We start from the raw sequence: 18,628 nt of genomic DNA on the forward strand, positions 1-18,628 counted from the left end.
TACCCTGCGAACGGCGCTAATGCTTGCTCGCAGGAAGTACCGGGGCTTCGGATGTTCCCTTATGCATTCCTTTTGTGGGAGAAACAAACGGTAAATCTTCATAAATAAAACAGAGCAGACATATATGATATCTGCTCTGTTTTGTATTTTCCTCATAGAATCTGGATTTACAACGAAAAAGATTCCATAATGGAATTAAGGTTCTTACTTTTTCTCTACGCAGGCTCTGGAATCTTTCGATACAATGCCCCCGTAATTTGCTGCCGGTGCCTTACTTCCTTTTTTCACCAGCACGATCTGTAATGCTTCCATTCGGTAAGAGAATCCCGTAGTTCCGCATTTTTCACCATTCTTTGCCCAGCCTAGCCAGCCAAAGTGCTGCACGTGAGTCCGATAATAAACGTCATAGTGCTTTTCCAAATCTCCGGTCAATTTCAGGCAAAATGCTTCCAATCGCTTGGATTCTCCACTGGTTCCAGCCATTTCTCCTTCCTTTTTCCAGGTATTCGGATTGTTCACATCTCCCTGCCAGCCATAGGTCTGCACATGTGTGGTATAGCGAATGCTTCCGGAATAATCTTTATTACTCAGTGTAATCTTGATGCCTTCCAGTCTTTTTGCCTCTCCGCTGGTTCCGGAAAGCCCTCCGTCGCTGACCCATCCCTGCCAACCGTAAGTCTGCACATGAGACTGGTAATGAATGGAAATCGGCTTGACCACCATGGAAATACTTCTTGTCGAAGTGATTCCTCCGTAGTTTGCCGCCGGTGCACTGCTTCCTTTCTTAACCAGAACGATCTGAACAGCCTCCATCCGGTAACTGTACCCAGAAGTTCCGGCTGTCTCTCCATTTTTTGCCCAGCCAAGCCACCCCACATTCTGAGAATGTACACGGTAATAAATGTCATAATGCTTTTCCAGATCTCCGGTCAGCTTGATCTTAATGGCCTCCAATCGCTTGGATTCTCCACTGGTTCCGGACATTTCTCCATTCTTTTTCCAGGTATCCGGATTGTTCACATCTCCCTGCCAGCCATAGGTCTGCACATGGGAAGTATATCGAATATCTCCTTTGTACCGAGAAGGAATATTGTTAATCTTGATTTTGATCGCTTCCACTCTCTTGGATTGTCCGCTGGTTCCGGTCACCTGTCCGTTGGTCTTCCAGTTCTGCCAGCCATAGGTCTGGACGTGGGACTGATACGTCAGAGACATCTTGCTGTCATCCACCGGAATCTCTTTCCAGTGCGCATATAAAGTCTGTGCTGCCGTGATCGTCACCTTGGTCGAAGCACTGATCTTCGTCCCACCGCTCTTTGCCGTATACCACCCCTCAAAACTATAATTGGTTCGACTTGGTATCGGAAGTGTACCATAGGTTCCCTCATAACTGACCTCTTTTGAACCGGTCGATACGTTTCCTCCGTTGGCATCAAAGGTCACCTTGTAACGATTTGCCGTCCATTTTGCATACAGGGTATAGTTTCCAGATGCCTTTTCCGGAATCTCTGTCAACTTATTTTTAAATGCACTTTCCGTATACCATCCTGCAAAGGTGTAACCTTTCTTCGTGGCGTCTTTCAGCGCGATCTTATCATTTCCTTCTTTATAGGAAGTCGGATTGCCGGAAGCATTGGTTCCGCCGTTCAGTTCATAGGAAATCGTATAAGTCTTCGCTTCTGCCGGCGGGTTCGGCTGATCCGGTTGTTCCAGGTCTTTGGTCTGATTGTCTGTAAATGCTTTGATCCGAAGATTTCCTGCCGGCATTGCCTGGAATTTTCCACCGGACAGATAGAAACTCTTCTGGTTATACTGACTGACGCTTCTCTCCCAGGTATAAACAATATTTGCAGCAGACGGATCCACCGCTTCACTCCATCCGTCTTCCACGTCTATGGCATTCTTATCGGTTGTCACCACAACTGCATAGGTACTTCCCGGCTTCAGCGTCACTGCCTGTTTCAACGGGATCGTATAATAGCCCGCATAAGCCGATGCTCCCGTAGTCGTTGCTGCATCCTGCTTGGTTCCACTGTATGGATCTCTCGCATTGGTCAGATCCGTATAAATTTCAATGGTATATGCTACATTGGATTGCTTGGCAAACGACAGAGAAACTGCCTTTAGACTTTCCGATATGACCCCATCTTTTTTCTGTGTCGTAAAGAGATTGGCCACAGTCTTATAACTTGCCTCATAGGTTTCCAGACCACCATCTAACTGGTAATTATTGTCATAATTATCCTTCGATCCAAAATCAAAGACCCATGCCGTATTACTCAATGATGCGGATTCATAGGACATCCAGAAATACTGTTGCGTAAATCCCCAACTGTTTCGGATCAACCAGGCTCCATTGTTGGAAGGCTTGTTATTATTCGGAGAAATAAAATTGTCTTTGGAAAAATTATCATCCCAACCCACAATCATCACCGCATGACTTCCTCCTGTCACATCCGCTGCATGATAAGTATAACACTGCAAGGTATCATTCCATCCCATATTCAGATCGTCATGATAATACATCACTCCCGCTGCTCCATGCTTCATAATCTGACTTTTTACATCTGCCTGATTCTGCTTCATGTTAATTTCATAAGCATTTTCCAGATGAGCCACATCATACCCATAGGCATACTTTTCATCCACACCCTTTTGAATCGAATCTGCCGCCTGACTATAAGGGACTTCGGATTCATTGACCGGTCCGATCCACTGAGACAGACGCCGTAGTGCATACTGATAAGTTCCGCCTTTATTTAGATACTTTAAGCTTGTATTTTCATTATAATATTTTGCGATATCCCCTGCGGTTCCACCTAATGGATCCTGCACAAAATTATAGGTAAAATATGCAAGCTGCAACTCACTTAGATTAATCCCCTGCGTTGCCATTCCCTTATTGATCAGGTCAAATTCTGCCATTCCCATGGTGGAAAATGCCCAACAGGTTCCATAAGGATTCTGATTCCCCGGTTCCGGATATTTTGCCCGGATTGCATCGATGCTTCCCGGATAAGCAGAAGGAAGTTCTGCTGCACTGCGAATCGAATCATCCGAGTAGACCGGCGGATTCCATTCCAGATCATTGTCAAGGTAGCCACCGGTCACACCGCCTTGTTCCACCGGTACCTCCTGGGTCTGCGCCTGAACTTCCTGTGCCTGAATTTCCTGTGTCTGAATGCTCTGCGTGGTTCCTTCTTCCGCAAAAACATAGCTTACCGGAGTTGCCGTCAACGCACTTGCCAGCAAGATTGCCAAAATTCTTTTTTTCATTCGTCCTCCCTCAAACTTCAAACGCTTCTTTTATACTGTCGTAATGAAGGAATTCCCCTTTCGCGGCGATCTCCTTGATCTTATCCAGATCCGCGAACATATAACCGTCGGTTTCTTCCGTCTGTAAGTTCAAAGCTGTATCTTCTATTTCCAGTACAAACCGGTATACATCCACAAAATAGTTGTCTCCCTCGCCCGGATTCTCTCTCTTATAGGTGAACAGATATCCTCCGTCTGCTTTGCTTACATCCAACCCGGTTTCTTCTTTCACCTCTCGAAGTACCGCATCATAAGATGCTTCACCAGCCTGTGCCGCACCGCCGGAAACTTCCCACCAGCCCGGAGCCCAGGCTTTTGTCATCACACGCTTTGTGATCAGAAATGTATGATCTGGTCTTGCAACTACGCCCAATACCGTCAGATGATATTCCCCGTCTTTTAAGCACCAGTCATTGCGTTTCATTGTCCGCCCGGTCGGCTGTTTGTTTGCATCATAAATATCCCAAAATTCCATTGTACTTCTCCTTTTTCTGTTTCTTCTTTCTGTCTCTTTTTCTATTACTCTCTTATGTTTTAACTGTTTTTCACGCCTGTACTGCCACAGTTTTCCTCGTAACAGATATTTTCTGACCAATGTTTTCCCACAAGATCTGCTCTACCTGTGGATTGCGAGTTCAACTTCTCACTCTTATAATCCCAGTTTTTCCCGTATCATCTGTCTCCGTTCTTCATAGGCTTCATAAAATTGCTCCGGCTGTTCCAGATCTTCCTTGTTCTTGCCCGGATAGGGTGTCTGATAAAAGGTACGCAACATTACCATCTGTAAAATTTTCTGTTCTTCCTCGGACAATTCTCCTGTTGACTCTTCACAAGTTTTCAGAAGATGATGCCAGGATACGATATATGCCTCGTAATGTTTCAATTCCGGAATCCCCAGCCATTTCTTTACTTTGATCTTGGTGCGGTCTGTCTTCTGACATTCATGAATCTGAAGAAAATACCGGAAGCCATTTCCATCTTCTTCATAATACCGTCCCAACGGGAATAATCGACAGATTCCCGGCCGGAACGCATGAACCTTACATCGTCCTTCCTGATTCAAAAAGGGACAGGCCCCTTTTGACTCGGCATCGACATTGACATCAGCATCACCAGCCCCTGCATCCTGATTGGTTTTCAGATAGGGCAGGATCATCCCATCGGTGACTCCCAGTTCGATCCATCCCGACTGTAACATTTCTTCAAAATTTTTTCCAAGTCCCGTACTTAGCTGCCAGATATCGTAGGGATCCAGTTGGAGCGAATTTCCCATATTCCGGCAGCAGGCGGAACACCCTTCGCAATCTCGGCAGTCTGCTTTTACCATATCATTTGCGGTATATAAATTCCCATCCGAAATCTCTGCCATTGTTACATTTCGTTTCATTTCTTCTCTGACCTGATCTTTCTGTTAAAGTTTATATCCCATCTCATGCCATGCTTCGCCGCCCCAGGTAGAGTCCGCCATTCCATAATCTTCCAGACCGAATTTTTCATACATCGGAACCTTCTCTTCCAGACAGGTTAAAAGCAAGAGCTTTCGTCCGTTTTCTTTTTCTATTTCTGCATAACGATGTACCAATTCTCTTGCCAGCCCCTGTCTCCGGTACTTTGGAAGCACATCCAGTCCCAGAAGCATTACCGTTGTCCCTTTCGGATCATAAAGCATAGCATCTGTAAAAAATTCATCCCGGAACTTTGTCTCCATCGTCGAAAGCCCGTTCAGAAATCCTGCGATTTTTCCTGTTTCTCTGTCCACTGCCACCAGAAAAAGTTCCGGTGCCGCCTTTATCCGTTCTTCCATGTATTCCCGGCTGCAGGCTTCATTCGGCGGAAAGCAAATCTGTTCGATCTGCACTGCCTGTTCCGTTTCTTCTATACGTATCGTTCGAAATTCAAATTTTTCCATGCTGTTTTCTCTTTCCGTTTCTTTTTTCTTTTCATTCTATCATCTCTTAAATCCTGTTCAAACTTAGGAGTTAGCCCAGACGGGTAGGAATTTGTTATAAATATTTAATTCATTTTATTTTCGAAATCCTGCAATTCATGAAAAATATTATCTACATAAACAATATCATTTTCAATACGGTAAAGCATAAAATATCGATAGAATAAAAAATTAATTCTTCGGTATCTTAATTCTCTCAATTTTAGATTATCACAAAGTTTCAGACTCCCGGCAACATTTGACAAACTTGTTTTTGTTGCCTCAAAGTCATTTAATAAATTTCTCGTAGCCTGTTCACTTTTCTTTTCGAACAAAAGATATGTGATAATTCTGTCAAGATCCTCTTCCGCGTCCCTCATCAAAACAATCTTATAATCCATACTTTGACCTCATATCAGAAATCACTTGATCTGCATCTCTGAATGTTCCCTGTTCTCTGGACTTTTTCAATTTTGTAAGCATTTCTTTCTCGGTCATCGGTGCATACGGATTTGATTCTGTCTGTCTTTTTATTTCAAAAGGGAAGCCATTTGTTGCGACAGCCTGTGTTAAAAACATTCGGATTGCCGTTGTTGTATCTGTACCTAGATCCTTAAACAGAGCATCTGATTTACGCTTTAACTCATCTTCTACTCTGACCTGAATTGTACTAGCCATGTTCAGCACCTCTCCTTCATTTATTCCTTCTATTATAATGCTAAATCATTTCTAATTCAATATTTTTGTATTGTTTTTGCATGAATTCTATTTTATAGAGCGAGTTGCAGAATCCACAAAAATCCGAGACTCAGAATCCCTCCTACATATTCACATTCTGCCTCAGGCAGCTTTTCAGGTCATCCTTCGCGTTGCTGATCAGTTTCAGGTCAAAGGTATCGATCAGATATTGAAGCACATTGGGACTCAGGAATGCGGGAAGAGTCGGTCCCAGATAGATTCCTTTGATTCCAAGACTCAAAAGTGCCAGTAGATCCGCCACGGCTTTCTGCTCGTACCAGGATAAGATAATGGAGAGCGGCAGTCCGTTTACATCTGTTTCAAAGGCGTCCGCCAGGGCCGTCGCGATCCTTACCGCAGAATAGGCATCATTGCACTGTCCGATATCCAGAAGTCTTGGAAGCCCTGCTACTTCTCCGAAGTCTAGTTTGTTGAACCGGTATTTTCCACAGGCCAGTGTAAGAATCACGCAGTCGTCCGGCACCAGACGGGCAAATTCCGTATAATAATTTCGTCCCGGTCTGGCTCCGTCGCAGCCACCGATCAGGAAGAAATGCCGGATCTTTCCCTGCTTCACCGCTTCCACGATCTGTCCCGCCACGTTCAGTGTGGTATGATGGCCGAATCCCACCAGAATCTCTTTCGGTTCTTCCTCTTCCGGAAATCCACCCAGTTCCAGTGCCTGTTCGATGATTGGTCGAAAATCTTTTTCTCCGTTCTCCTTTTTGCCAATATATTTCACGCCTTCCCAGCCTACCACGTTGGTACTGTAAATCCGGTCTTTATAACTTTCTCTCGGCCGCATCAGGCAGTTGGTGGTCATCAGGATACAGCCCGGAAGGTTGTCAAATTCTTTCTGCTGATCCTGCCAGGCTCCACCGAAATTCCCCACCAGGTGCGGATATTTTTTCAGACCGTCATATCCGTGGGACGGCAGCATTTCCCCGTGAGTATAGACATTGACGCCTGTCCCCTTTGTCTGCTTCAGTAACATTTCCAGGTCTTTCAGGTCGTGTCCCGAGACGATGATAAACGGTCCTTTTCTCCGCTGCACATTGACCTTATGCGGAGTCGGATTTCCGTAAATACAGGTATTGGCTTCATCCAGCGTCTTGATGACTTCCACGGCTGTCTCTCCGGTTCGCATGGTCATACGGATCAGTTCTTCCACCGTCAGATTATCGTCTGTCAGCGCGTCCAACGCCTGTAAATAGAAGGAATCGACCTGTTCGCTCACATAGCCCAGTTCCCTCGCCTGATGCCCGTAGGCGCTGATTCCTTTCAGTCCGTACAGAATCGTCTGCCTGAGAGACCGGATATCCGGATCTAAGGATTTGTCATACATGATTCCCGCGATTCCGGCACTTTGTAGCATTTCCGATTTTGTCTCCGGCAGCACGTAGGTGACATAAACAGGAAAAGTTTTCATTGCATTTTCCTCTGATTTCAAATTTGATTCCACATCGGGTGCCATGTTGGAATCTCGCCACACCTCTTTCACTGACTTTTCCTGTGCCTGTACCTGTCCCTTATTCTGCTTTATCTTTCTCAACAGTTCTTCTTTCACCTTCTGGGATTTTTTCAGAAGATCCACATGCACCTCCGCATCAAAATTTACATTGGTCAGAGTGGTAAATAACACAAATTCCACAAAGCGGATCACCTTTTTGTCCATAGGCTCTCCCTGATCCATCACCCTTTTCCCCAGATATCCGATCCCTTTCAACTGAAAGATCAGAAGATCCTGTAGATTGGCGATCTCTGGCGTCTTTCCGCAGACTCCCAACTTCGTACATCCTTTTCCGTTTGCCGTCTGTTCGCACTGATAGCAAAACATCTCATATCCCAGATCCATATGATTGCTCATACCTTCACCGTCCTTTTCTTTTTTTCTTTTTCTAAGTAGTATCGGCAAAGGTATGAGAATTATTCTTCTTATTCTTTTGGAAGAAAGAATCTGAATCTTGTCTGCTCCGGCTCATCAAAGATCTTCTCATCCAGCATTCCCTGAATCTGAGACCGGATGTATCTGCATCCCAGTCCGCTGTCTGCTGCCCGCCTTGCCAGACTCTGTCTCGTCCGATCATCCATCTCCATTTTCACTTCATACTGCTCTTCAATCTGACGAATCGGAGACATCCGTTTCGGGCTCTTCATGATCTGTTCAAAGTCTGTTGCATCCAGATCATCCAGTACCACAATCTGCTGAATTCTTCCTGCGATCTCTCTCCGAACATTTCCGTATTCGATCAAATCTTCTTCCGTAAGATTCCGGTCTTCTTTCGGATCTGACTTCCGGTTCTGTCCGAAACCGATTCCTGAATTTGCAGAACAGCGGTTCTCTCTCAGCGTCTCAAAGCTTCCGCAGAATACGAAGGAGATGTTGGAACAATCGATCGACACCGGATTCTTCCCAGACTCTTCCGGAACAAAGGTCACTTCATCCCCATCCATCACTTTTAAGAACTCATTCTGGATAGCTCTGGAGAAGTCGGTTCCGCCTGAACCCACCATGGGTTCAAACAACTTATCGGCTTCATCAATGACCACCAGCAACTTCTTCACTTTCTCCGTGGGTTCCTCCAGGAAAATGTCTTTCATGTGATGATACAGCATGATCGCCGCTCCTCTTTTTGCTTCTTCCTGTCCATAGACATATTCTCCCAGATAATCATAGATCCGGTGCGGCGTCCACTGATAGGGTTTCGTGTCAAACGGTGTCTCTCCGTAAAACGCTTCGAATCCTGCGTCTGCTTCCTGATTTCTTTCTTTATTTCGTTCTTTCCGTTCTTTTTCCTGTAACCTTTTGTCTTCCTGTCCATGTCCTTTCGCTTTTGGTTCCTGCGCTTTTTCCTCTTCCTGTTTTCGTTGTTCCCAGTCATAGGTTGTCCGCTCTGAGATCTCCGCCAACATCATGGCCAGATCTTTCACTTCCGCTTCCCCGATCGGAGTCTGTTTCAACGCTTCCAGAAATACTTTTCCAACCGCCTTTTCCGATGCACCTTTCCAGAAGGAAGCCACTTCTTCCGCCCGCTCATATCGTTCATAATAGGTTTCATCACTTAGCTCATCAAAATCTCCGGCATGAGCCTGTGCTTTAAAGTCATGTAACGGATTACTCATCTCAATATCCGCCCCATCTTTTGTGATCAGTTTCATATAAATTAACCAAAATTCATAGGCATCTTGTCTTTTCATATCGTTCTCCTTTTTTCTTTTTCCGAACACTAAATTCTTTTTTAAGTACGCAAAAAGACCTGAAGTTTTTCTATTCTTCAGGCCTTTTCTCTCGTCCTTCTTACTTTATAACACGCTTACTTTCCATCGTCTGATCTCCTTTTCTTCTACGCGCGGTTTGCGGTGTTATTTCTACAGAAATACACCTGTAAAAATTTATTTAATTAAATTTTTTCTTAAAAGGAAATCAGTTTTTGATCCTTTTCAATACAGACTTATGGAAATATTAATATAAAAAATGGAGTGCAGAATTTCTTCTGTACTCCGTTTTTTCAAACTAAGGGGTCGCTCCTTCTTCACGAAAAGCAACTTTTTTCTTAATACACATATCACGCCAGCGCCTGCTCCAGATCTGCGATCAGATCCTCTACATGCTCGATGCCCACAGATAGTCTGAGGAAATCTTCTGTAATTCCCAATCTCTCCCGCACATCTTTCGGCACATCTCCATGTGTCTGTAACATCGGATAGGTAACCAGGGATTCCACTCCGCCCAGGCTTTCTGCATAAGTGATCAACTGCACCTTTTCCAGAAGCGTTCTGGCTGTTTCTTCCGAATCCACCTGAAATGAGATCATACTTCCCGCTCCGCTGGTCTGATTTGCATTCACCTCATACCCCGGATGATCCGGAAGCCCCACATAATAGACACTCTTTATCTTCGGCTGTGTCCGCAGCCATTCTGCGATTTTCTTTGCATTCTTCTGTTGCTGTTCCATTCGTACCGCCAGCGTCTTTAATCCCCGGATCAACAGGAAACTGTCAAACGGAGACAGGCAGGATCCACATGTCTTGTAAATATATCGGATTTTTTCCACATAGTCTTTGTTCCCGGTACACAAAAATCCCGCCAGCGTATCATTATGTCCCCCAAGGAACTTGGTTCCGCTGTGTACCACAAAATCAGCACCGAGTGTCAATGGTTTCTGAAAATATGGCGAAAGGAATGTATTGTCCACAGCTACCAGCAGCCCGTATTTATCCGCCAGCTTCCGGACGGCCCTCAGATCTGTGATCTGCATCGTCGGATTACTTGGGGTCTCAATATAAAGGACTTTGGTATTTTCTTGGATTGCAGCCTCTGTCGCTGCCAGGTCTGCCGTATTTACATAGGAAAATTCCAATCCACGCTTTTTCCCCATGCTGTCAAAGATCCGGACAGATCCTCCATAAAGATCTTCCGAACACACCCAGTGATCTCCGGAAGAAAATAATTCCATCAGCAGAGAGATTGCCGCCATCCCGGTCGTACAGGCCACTGTATCTTCTGCCTGTTCCAGACCGCTCATCATCTTTTCCAGCTCCGTTCTGGTCGGATTGCTTTCTCTGGTATAGTCATAGCCGGTAGAGTGTCCGATCCCCGGATGGGAAAATGTGGCGGTCTGATAGATCGGGACTGCCACTGCCCCATAAGGATGTGCCTGCTCCTTTGTCCGATCCCCATGGATACATTGTGTTTCAAAATGATAGGTCATACCTTCTCCTCCTGCTGTTTTGTTTCTTATACTCGTTGCCGTTTCTGTTCTCTGTTCAGCCTCTCGTTCTGCAACTTTCTATTCCCTGTATAGATTTCCGTTGTACCTGCACCTTTTCGTTATCTGTGCAAATTTTATTGCTCAGAACATTTTCCGGCATTTTCACATGGTACCACACAATACTCGCATGTGTCATCCCCTGCGCCGATTTGTTTTCGAAATTCCAGGCGAACCTTATCATGCGGATTCATATTTCCATAATCTCCTGCCGACAAAATGTCCTGACAGAGGACTTTGATCTCTTCGTCCGTAGCGCCCAGTTCCCGGAAAGCCTCGATATGCGGACAATGATGAAAGGTTTTCTGCGCGTATGTTTCAGAACATTCCTTTAATGTCTGGTCAAATACCAGATACCCGCCCATAGAGGACTGTGCGATCAGAGCCTGTCCCGGATTCTCGATGTCCCCCCAGGTCTCTCCTGCAAGTTCTCCGAATTTTTCATAAGCAGACGCCATCACTTTCGTGGCGTCTACTTCCGGATATTGTTCTTTCAATTCTTTCCACACCAGATAGGTCACTTTTGATCTGGCTTTGATGGCACCTTCCACTGCCGATTGAAACTGTCTGATAGAAACACTGTCCGGTGCCATTACTTTTTCCCGAAACCGTTTCTCATATTCCGTTCTGTTGTCTGTTTCCTGATTTTTTCCCGGTTCGCTCATGCCTGCCTCCTGTATTCTGCTTCCACTTCTTCCGCACTCAGCGCATGGTCTGTTCCATCCAGTTTCTGATGAATCTGATGTTTATAGTAAGATCTCTGAGAAATGGGCCGCTCCTGTAAAAGCTGTGCCAGCCGGTCACTTGCCTCCGGTGTCCAGACTGCCTCATAGGCCCGTCGCTTTTCTCCCAGATCATAGACTTCTGCTTTCTGTCCTGTCTTTCCGGCTCTTGCTTCTCTGGTCTTTTCTTCATCCACTGCCAGTCCTTCGGCAGTTTCCTTTAAAATAACCCCGTAAGCTTCTTCTGCTTTTTCCACAGACAACAATCCTTCTTCCACATCCAGCAGCACTGCATCTTCCGGTCGTTCGTATGGATTTCCCCATCCACCGCCGCTTGGAGAGCAGATCCGTACCACATCTCCTTTTCCTACATGGAGGACACTGATCTTGGATAAGTTCTCTTCCTGTTCGGTTCCCGGATTCAGCGTAACGGTGCCCACTTCTCCGGCGATACCGCCCTGCAATCCCCAGGGTTCAAATTTCAGACGTTCCTGACCTCTTGCGCCTACCAGAGAGCCCTGTTTCTTCACTTCAAACTCGATCTGGATCGCATTTCCTCCCCGGTAAAGTCCTGCACCGGCAGAGTCTTCCACCAGTTCATACCGTTTTACCAGAATATCGGTCCGGTGCTCCAGATTTTCAATCGGTGTATTGCAGAGGAAACCGGAAGAATGATCGATTCCATGCACACCATCCATTCCCTTCTGGCCGCCACCGCCACCTCCCATAGGCTCTACTACGGTACTCTTATAGGCTCCGCCTCTTTCATCATCCGGTACGGACAATACGACAATCGCTGCCTGACCGCCGCCTGCTGCCTGTACTTTCTCCGGAATCACCTGTGCCAGCGCCCCAAGAACCGCATTGTACAGTCGCAGGGAAACAGGATGCCGGCATCCCACTGCCGCCGGATACTGCGCATTGACGATGGTTCCTTCCGGTGCCAGGATATGGATCGGATTGGTCAGTCCTCCATTGACCGGAATAAACGGATCCTCACTGATGATATAGTTGATCAGTCCCTGATAAATATAAGAATGATGACTTCCGTTTGTCACCAGGTTAAATGCGGTAGCTACCTGCGGATCGCAGTCTCTGAAATCCAGCGTGATATCGGAACCTTCCACACGGACTTCTACCGCCAGCCGGATCGGCACCTCACTCTCCATGTCGTCATCCAGATAATCTGCAAATCTGTAAGATCCGTCCGGAATTGCTTCCACGATCTTTCTGGCACGCAGTTCACTCTGGTCGATCAGATCCAGCATACTGTCTTTTGCAGTCTGAAGACCGAATTTTGCGACAATCTCATGGATTTTACGCTCTGCCGTATTAACCGCAGATACCATGGCATTCAAATCTCCCATGTTCAGAACCGGCATCCGGCTGTTCGCCAGGAACAATGCCTTGATGTCCTGATTTTCTTTTCCTGCCTGAAATAATTTGACCGGAGGGATCCGAAGCCCTTCCATCTGAATGTCTGTGGCAGTCGGAGTGATACTGGATGGCACGCATCCGCCCACGTCACTGGTATGAACAAACGTCCATGCAAAGCAGATCAGCTCTCCTTCATGGAAAATCGGTTTGATCACATGCACATCCGGAAGATGGGTCGACAGACCATCTGTGGTATACGGATCATTGGTTAAAATGATGTCTCCTTCTTCAAAATCCTTGCATTCTTTGATCACACGGGTCAGTGACAATCCCATAAAGTTGGTGACACCTGCGGTCTTCGGATAGGCAAAGAATTCTCCCGTCGGAAGAGTCAGTGCTGTCGCATAGTCTGCGGATTCTGTAACGAAAGTGGAGTAAGATGTCCGCTCAATCACATAGCCCATTCCGCAGCACACTGCTGAATAAAAGTTCTGAATAATCTCTAAAATTGCCGGATCTGTACGCATTATGCTTCCTCCTCTTTTCTTACGATATGCAGATTATAAAACGGATCGATGGTTCCCTTCCAGTCCGGGAGAATCAGGACGGTAGTATCATCCTGCTCCACCACTGCCGGTCCGGAAATGGTGGTTCCTGCTTTCAGGGTTGCTCTGTCATAAATATCTGCCTGATACTCGGTTCCGTTGATGTAAACCGGGCGTTTTGTTTTTATCTGTCCCTTCTCATTCTCTAAGGACTCACTTGCCGGGAATTCCGGAGCCTGACCTTCAATCCTTGCACGGATATTGACCAGTTCAATCTCCGCACTCTCTTCAAAATGTCCGTATAATTTCTGATGCTGTGCATGAAAATCTGATACCAGTTTTTTCAGTCCTTCTTTCAGAAGTGCCTCCGGACCCAATGGAATCTGGATTTCATAAGACTGACCCTGATATCTTGCATCTGCCAGAAATTCCAGCAGTGGATGTTCCATATCCAGTCCGCTCTCCTGCGCATCCAGCCATTCTTTTGCCTGCACTGTCAACTCTTCCAGTGCCTTTGTAATCTCCTCTGCACTCAATGCAGACAGTTTATTCTGTACCGGCCTTACCGCGTCATAGACAAAGCTGGCGGACAGTGCACCTGCCGCACACAATGTTCCCGGTCTGAACGGTACCAGTACTTTCTTTGCATGAATTTCTTCTGCAATGAAGTTTGCCGTTACCGGACCACCGCCACCATAAGCCAGTACGGTCAGTTCCCGTGGATCAAATCCTTTCTGCTCCATTACATTGCTCAACTGTGCATACATATTTGCAATAGAAATCTGGATCAGTCGGTCTGCCAGTTCTCTGACGGATAACTGCAACTTTTCTGCCAGCGGTTTCAGGGCTTTCTCAGAACGTTCCTCGTCCAGTCCCATACTTCCGGCTGCAAATCGTTCTGGATTCAGATATCCACAGAGAAGGAAGGAATCCGTAAGAGTCGGAAGAAAACTTTTTCCGTAACATGCCGGTCCCGGATCTGATCCTGCGGATTCCGGTCCTACTTTCAACATTCCGCCTGCGTCCAGCCAGCCGATGGATCCTCCTCCGGCTCCGATGGATTCGATATCAATCGATGGCATTACGATCGGGCAATCTGCCAGCTCACTCTTCTGTCCCATGGTTGGTGTTCCGTTCTGCACGACGGAAATGTCTGTGCTGGTTCCACCCATATCAAAAGTAAGAAGCTCTGTCTCTCCTGCTTTTGCTGCCACATTCACAGCCCCGATCACGCCTGCCGCCGGACCGGAGAACAGGGTACGGATCGGCATCTTCGCTGCCGTATCCAGATTCATGATTCCACCGTTTGACTGTGTGATAAACGGTTTCACCCGGACGCCTTCTTCTTTCAGAATCTGTTTCAGATTCTCAAAATATGTCTCTACATTTTTCTGAATATACAAGTTGACCACGGCAATCACTGCACGCTCATATTCTCTCATTTCCGGCCAAATCTCGCTAGATGCACAGACCTTTAATTCCGGTGCCTTTTCTTTGATATAGGACTCTACCTGCTGTTCATGGGTTCCGTTGATGTAGCTGTGCAGGAAACAGATGGCAATTCCTTCCACGCCCTGTTTCTTTGCATCTGCAATAGCCTGATCCACACTGGCATAATCAACCGATGTCTCTTCCTCTCCCTGGAACAGGGTTCTCTCCTTGATTCCATAGACCAGATTTCTCGGTACCAGCGGTTTCGGAAGCCTGGAATGGAAGTCATAAGGAACCGGAAGGCGCATTCTCTGCATGGTCAGAATGTCGCGAAATCCTTCCGTCACGAACAGCGCGATCTTTGCTCCTTTTCTCTGAAGCAGTGTATTCAGTCCGATCGTCATTCCGTGTACGAAATACCGGATTTCTTCCGGATTCAGTCCGTAGGTTTCTTTCAAGACTTTTAGTCCGTTCTTTACACCCTGTTCCGGTGCAAGCGGTACGGTCGGTGTCTTGATTCCGACAATCTTCTGCGTCTGTTCCTCAATCAGCGTAAGATCGGTAAATGTACCTCCTATATCTATTCCCAAACGATAGGATTTCTTTTCTCCCATATCTTTCCTTCCTTTCCCTGTTCCTTCTGTTCCTTCTGTTCCTTCTGTGCTTTCTGTTTCTTTTATGCTTTATGAGCCTTCTTGATCCATCTGGCTTCACAAAGGTTCAGGCAAGAGCCAGCATTTCTTTCAACACCCGGTACAGTCCGGCTGCACTTTCTATCTGCAGTCTCTCTTTCGGTGTGTGATAGTCCTTCATGATCGGTCCCACAGAAACAGCTTCTTTGATCTTTAGTCTTTCTTTGATTTCTCCACATTCCAGCGTAGCCGGAATGGATACAAATGTCGGCTTCTTTCCGTGTACTTTCCGATAAGCCTCTGTCAGTTCCTGTTTGAGACTTCCGCCGCTTTCCGGCTGCCATCCGGCCGCTTTTTGCTGCGCTTCCAGCGATGCTCCGGTTTCTTCGGCCAGTTGTTTTTCCAGGATCCAAATCTTTCTTTCAAAAAACGTTTCATCCATACTCCGGTAATGGCAGCGAAACGTCAGCATCTCCTTTGTCATCTCCACACTGGCTGGATTTGCAGAAGTATGAACCCGGCACATCTCCATTCCTTCCGGAAAATCCGTCTGTTTGTCGGATTGCTCTTTTAACACTCCGCTCTGCACCTGACAAAGCAATGTAACCACTGCCTGTCTGACCGGATCGGTCAACTGTTTCTGTGGACGTCTGATCTCTCGTTTTTTCAAAAAAAGATTTGGATCGGTCATCCGGTATCTTTCCTGAAACTCCTGTTGCATCATTTCAAAATAAATCTCGAACAAAATTTCATCATCGGGAACTCCAAGTGTAACCTCTGCGTGATTGGAAATCACATTGTCCCATCCTTTTGATTCGAATAAAGCCAGATCCCATTTCCCCGGAATTTTTTTCAGGAATTCCGCCATCAGTCGGATCCCATTGGCTCCGCGTTTGTAACTCTGAGTTCCGGAATGGCCTCCCGTAAGCCCATCTATCTGAATCTCATACCAGTGGATGGAATCGGAAACTTCCCACGCAAGCAGCTTTGTAAATACACCGGCAACACCCATGGCACTTCCTTCCACCATAACCTGATCCCAGGCGGTGTCCAGATTGATCAGCTTCTGTGCCTGGATTTGAAAGTCTTCGGCATTCAAAGCATTGGCTCCCCTCATTCCGATTTCCTCGCCCACCGTAAAAATTCCTTCCAGGATTCCCTTCTGATCTTCCTCCAAAAGAGCCAACAAATATGCCATTCCGATGCCATTATCTGCGCCCAGGCTAGTTCCCTTTGCCATCAGCCATCCGTCTTTTTCTTCCACCCGGATCGGATCTTTTGAAAAATCATGGATGCAAGTTTCCTCTTTCACACAGACCATATCCTGATGCGCCTGTAGCAAATATTCTGCTTTCTTTCCGGAAAATGTACCGATCCAGATATTTCCGGCTTCATCCATTTTCGCAGGTCGTTTTAATTCCTCTGCTTTTTTCAGGATGTAAGCACCGACCTTCTTTTCTTGTCCGGAATTTCTCGGGATCTCTGAAATCTCAAGAAATAACTGCTTTACCTTTTCCCAGTCTGCTCTCTGTGCTTCTTTCATGTCTTCAATCCGTTCTTTCTTCCGATCAGGAACAGTAACAATACAGAAACTGCGATAAAAACTACGGAAACTGCATTGACTGCCGGATCATAAGTCTGTTCTACATAGTTAAAGATACGGACAGAAACCGGGATATCTGTCGGAGCTGACAGTAACAGGCTGACAGAAACTTCTCCTAAGGATGTTACGGCCGCCATCACGGCTCCGGAGAAAATTCCTCCTTTGATCAGCGGCAATGTCACTCTGAAAAATGTGCGAAGCGGCGATTCTCCAAGACTCATGGAGGCTGCTTCCAGAGACGGGGGAATGCTGACCAGACTGGCATTTACATTTCGCACCACATAGGGAAATGCCACCAGGATCTGTCCGATTGCCAGTGCGGCAAAGGTTCCGTTTAAGCCCCAGTCCGCAAACACATATAACAGTGCAATACCGATAATAATCTGCGGGATCATCAGCGGCGATACCAAAAATGCCTGGATCTGAGAGCTGATTTTCAATTTTAACCGGTTCAGTCCATAGGCTGCCATGGTTCCCAGAATGGTAGTGATCGGTGTGACCACCAATACCAGCAGCAAACTGTTGTGGATTGCTTCCATCCAGTCATCATCGATAAATAATTTTTCAAACCACTGCAGCGAAAATCCCTGGGGTGGAAATGTGGAATATTTGGATGCACTGAATGCCGAGATTGTAATGATGATGCTTGGAAGCAGCAGGAATAAAAAAATCAGAATTCCCACGATCCACACGCCCAGCATCAACCAGTCGATTTTCCTATTCTGCTTATCCATACACTTTTCTCTCCCATCTCTTCAACGCATATTCCACCGGCAATATGATCAAAAGAACCAGGATCAGAAGGACGCAGGAATACGCACCTGCTCCCTGAAGATCCATCAACTGAATCGCCTGCTGGTAAATTCGAACCGGCAGGAAATCCTGTCTTCCTCCTCCGATCAGGAGTGGAGTAATATAAGATCCTGCGGTCAGCGCAAAGACCATCACCCCTCCGGAGACTGCTCCGGTTACCGTCAGCGGCAATGTAATCTTAAAGAACGTGGCAACTCTGCCCATACCCAGACTTTTGGAAGCTTTCTCATAATCGGTACTGATCTCTTCAAACGCGGAAGAAAGAGGCATGACTGCAAATGGAAGCAACACCTGTACGTATACCAGAATGACTGCTTTTAAATTCCAGAGCAGGGTCAGCGGTTTTTCCGTCACACCCGCCGCGATCAGAATCGTATTGATAATTCCGTTCTGTGTCAGCAGTACAATCCAGGCAAACGACCGGATCACCACGCTGGTCAGGAGGGGCGATACCAGAATAATATAAAAGACCGTCTTCCAACTCCTGCTTTTTGTCCGTGCCATCAGATATGCCACCGGATACGCCAGCAGTTCACAGAATCCGGTCACCAGAAGGGCCACTCCGATTGTCAGCCCAATCGCTTTCCAGTCTCTCGCCGATGTCAGAATCTGTGCATATCGTTCAAAGCTGAATGCTCCCGCCTCACTGATCAGACTCTGCTGAATGATAAATACGATCGGTACTACCATAAAGACCAGCAGAAAGATCAGTGCCGGCAACATCATCAGCCAGTAGATCGTTTTTCGTTTGTTCAT

15 protein-coding genes are annotated in these 18,628 nt (G+C 46.4%); all 15 read right to left on the reverse strand.

Annotated elements, in window-relative coordinates:
• Positions 1-204: 204 nt before the first annotated feature.
• The 15 genes from KGMB01110_RS04035 to KGMB01110_RS04105 all read right to left on the reverse strand — a co-directional run bounded on the left by KGMB01110_RS04035 (position 205) and on the right by KGMB01110_RS04105 (position 18,628).
• Positions 205-3,276, reverse strand: a complete 3,072-nt coding sequence (locus KGMB01110_RS04035) for an InlB B-repeat-containing protein (RefSeq protein WP_119297635.1) — start codon at positions 3,274-3,276, stop codon at positions 205-207.
• A 10-nt stretch (positions 3,277-3,286) separates the two neighbouring features.
• The gene (locus tag KGMB01110_RS04040; RefSeq protein ID WP_119299072.1) at positions 3,287-3,790 is read right to left on the reverse strand and encodes an NUDIX hydrolase; all 504 of its coding nucleotides are present in this window, start codon (positions 3,788-3,790) and stop codon (positions 3,287-3,289) included.
• Between the two features lie 174 nt (positions 3,791-3,964).
• The gene (locus tag KGMB01110_RS04045; RefSeq protein ID WP_119297636.1) at positions 3,965-4,702 is read right to left on the reverse strand and encodes a YkgJ family cysteine cluster protein; all 738 of its coding nucleotides are present in this window, start codon (positions 4,700-4,702) and stop codon (positions 3,965-3,967) included.
• Positions 4,703-4,726: 24 nt separating this feature from the next.
• A complete protein-coding gene (locus tag KGMB01110_RS04050) occupies positions 4,727-5,224 on the reverse strand; it encodes a GNAT family N-acetyltransferase (protein WP_119297637.1) in 498 nt (165 codons plus the stop codon).
• A 104-nt stretch (positions 5,225-5,328) separates the two neighbouring features.
• Positions 5,329-5,643 (reverse strand): type II toxin-antitoxin system RelE/ParE family toxin, encoded by a 315-nt coding sequence (locus tag KGMB01110_RS04055; RefSeq protein ID WP_119297638.1) that lies wholly within the window; start codon positions 5,641-5,643, stop codon positions 5,329-5,331.
• The gene (locus KGMB01110_RS04060) at positions 5,633-5,920 is read right to left on the reverse strand and encodes a type II toxin-antitoxin system RelB/DinJ family antitoxin (protein ID WP_117602767.1); all 288 of its coding nucleotides are present in this window, start codon (positions 5,918-5,920) and stop codon (positions 5,633-5,635) included. Before KGMB01110_RS04060 ends, KGMB01110_RS04055 begins: the two co-directional genes overlap by 11 nt.
• Before the next feature lie 142 nt (positions 5,921-6,062).
• Positions 6,063-7,847, reverse strand: a complete 1,785-nt coding sequence (hcp, locus tag KGMB01110_RS04065) for a hydroxylamine reductase (protein ID WP_119297639.1) — start codon at positions 7,845-7,847, stop codon at positions 6,063-6,065.
• Between the two features lie 68 nt (positions 7,848-7,915).
• On the reverse strand, positions 7,916-9,178 hold the full coding sequence (locus KGMB01110_RS04070; RefSeq protein ID WP_119297640.1) for an ATP-dependent Clp protease ATP-binding subunit ClpX: 1,263 nt from the start codon (positions 9,176-9,178) through the stop codon (positions 7,916-7,918).
• A gap of 368 nt (positions 9,179-9,546) precedes the next feature.
• Positions 9,547-10,692 carry a trans-sulfuration enzyme family protein gene (locus KGMB01110_RS04075; RefSeq protein WP_119297641.1) on the reverse strand — a complete coding sequence of 382 codons (1,146 nt, stop codon included), beginning with the start codon at positions 10,690-10,692 and terminating at the stop codon, positions 9,547-9,549.
• 134 nt (positions 10,693-10,826) lie between these two features.
• Entirely contained in the window at positions 10,827-11,414 is a 588-nt protein-coding gene (locus KGMB01110_RS04080) for an L-2-amino-thiazoline-4-carboxylic acid hydrolase (RefSeq protein WP_117888953.1), read from the reverse strand.
• Entirely contained in the window at positions 11,411-13,375 is a 1,965-nt protein-coding gene (locus KGMB01110_RS04085; RefSeq protein WP_119297642.1) for a hydantoinase B/oxoprolinase family protein, read from the reverse strand. The genes KGMB01110_RS04080 and KGMB01110_RS04085 overlap by 4 nt, the downstream gene beginning before the upstream one ends.
• Positions 13,375-15,438, reverse strand: coding sequence for a hydantoinase/oxoprolinase family protein (locus KGMB01110_RS04090; protein WP_119297643.1), 2,064 nt, complete (start codon positions 15,436-15,438; stop codon positions 13,375-13,377). The genes KGMB01110_RS04085 and KGMB01110_RS04090 overlap by 1 nt, the downstream gene beginning before the upstream one ends.
• Positions 15,439-15,544: 106 nt before the next feature.
• The gene (locus KGMB01110_RS04095) at positions 15,545-16,999 is read right to left on the reverse strand and encodes a M20/M25/M40 family metallo-hydrolase (protein WP_119297644.1); all 1,455 of its coding nucleotides are present in this window, start codon (positions 16,997-16,999) and stop codon (positions 15,545-15,547) included.
• Positions 16,996-17,793: an ABC transporter permease gene (locus tag KGMB01110_RS04100; RefSeq protein ID WP_117602759.1), complete on the reverse strand. Its 798-nt coding sequence runs from the start codon at positions 17,791-17,793 to the stop codon at positions 16,996-16,998. The genes KGMB01110_RS04095 and KGMB01110_RS04100 overlap by 4 nt, the downstream gene beginning before the upstream one ends.
• Positions 17,786-18,628, reverse strand: a complete 843-nt coding sequence (locus tag KGMB01110_RS04105; RefSeq protein ID WP_119297645.1) for an ABC transporter permease — start codon at positions 18,626-18,628, stop codon at positions 17,786-17,788. The genes KGMB01110_RS04100 and KGMB01110_RS04105 overlap by 8 nt, the downstream gene beginning before the upstream one ends.

The organism is Mediterraneibacter butyricigenes (assembly GCF_003574295.1).
Lineage (GTDB): Bacteria > Bacillota > Clostridia > Lachnospirales > Lachnospiraceae > Mediterraneibacter_A > Mediterraneibacter_A butyricigenes.

Bases quoted from the DNA above. Each gene is read 5' to 3' on its own strand.
- KGMB01110_RS04035 (WP_119297635.1), bottom strand. From the start codon at position 3,276: ATGAAAAAAAGAATTTTGGCAATCTTGCTGGCAAGTGCGTTGACGGCA.
- KGMB01110_RS04040 (WP_119299072.1), bottom strand. From the start codon at position 3,790: ATGGAATTTTGGGATATTTATGATGCAAACAAACAGCCGACCGGGCGG.
- KGMB01110_RS04045 (WP_119297636.1), bottom strand. From the start codon at position 4,702: ATGAAACGAAATGTAACAATGGCAGAGATTTCGGATGGGAATTTATAT.
- KGMB01110_RS04050 (WP_119297637.1), bottom strand. From the start codon at position 5,224: ATGGAAAAATTTGAATTTCGAACGATACGTATAGAAGAAACGGAACAG.
- KGMB01110_RS04055 (WP_119297638.1), bottom strand. From the start codon at position 5,643: ATGGATTATAAGATTGTTTTGATGAGGGACGCGGAAGAGGATCTTGAC.
- KGMB01110_RS04060 (WP_117602767.1), bottom strand. From the start codon at position 5,920: ATGGCTAGTACAATTCAGGTCAGAGTAGAAGATGAGTTAAAGCGTAAA.
- hcp (WP_119297639.1), bottom strand. From the start codon at position 7,847: ATGAGCAATCATATGGATCTGGGATATGAGATGTTTTGCTATCAGTGC.
- KGMB01110_RS04070 (WP_119297640.1), bottom strand. From the start codon at position 9,178: ATGAAAAGACAAGATGCCTATGAATTTTGGTTAATTTATATGAAACTG.
- KGMB01110_RS04075 (WP_119297641.1), bottom strand. From the start codon at position 10,692: ATGACCTATCATTTTGAAACACAATGTATCCATGGGGATCGGACAAAG.
- KGMB01110_RS04080 (WP_117888953.1), bottom strand. From the start codon at position 11,414: ATGAGCGAACCGGGAAAAAATCAGGAAACAGACAACAGAACGGAATAT.
- KGMB01110_RS04085 (WP_119297642.1), bottom strand. From the start codon at position 13,375: ATGCGTACAGATCCGGCAATTTTAGAGATTATTCAGAACTTTTATTCA.
- KGMB01110_RS04090 (WP_119297643.1), bottom strand. From the start codon at position 15,438: ATGGGAGAAAAGAAATCCTATCGTTTGGGAATAGATATAGGAGGTACA.
- KGMB01110_RS04095 (WP_119297644.1), bottom strand. From the start codon at position 16,999: ATGAAAGAAGCACAGAGAGCAGACTGGGAAAAGGTAAAGCAGTTATTT.
- KGMB01110_RS04100 (WP_117602759.1), bottom strand. From the start codon at position 17,793: ATGGATAAGCAGAATAGGAAAATCGACTGGTTGATGCTGGGCGTGTGG.
- KGMB01110_RS04105 (WP_119297645.1), bottom strand. From the start codon at position 18,628: ATGAACAAACGAAAAACGATCTACTGGCTGATGATGTTGCCGGCACTG.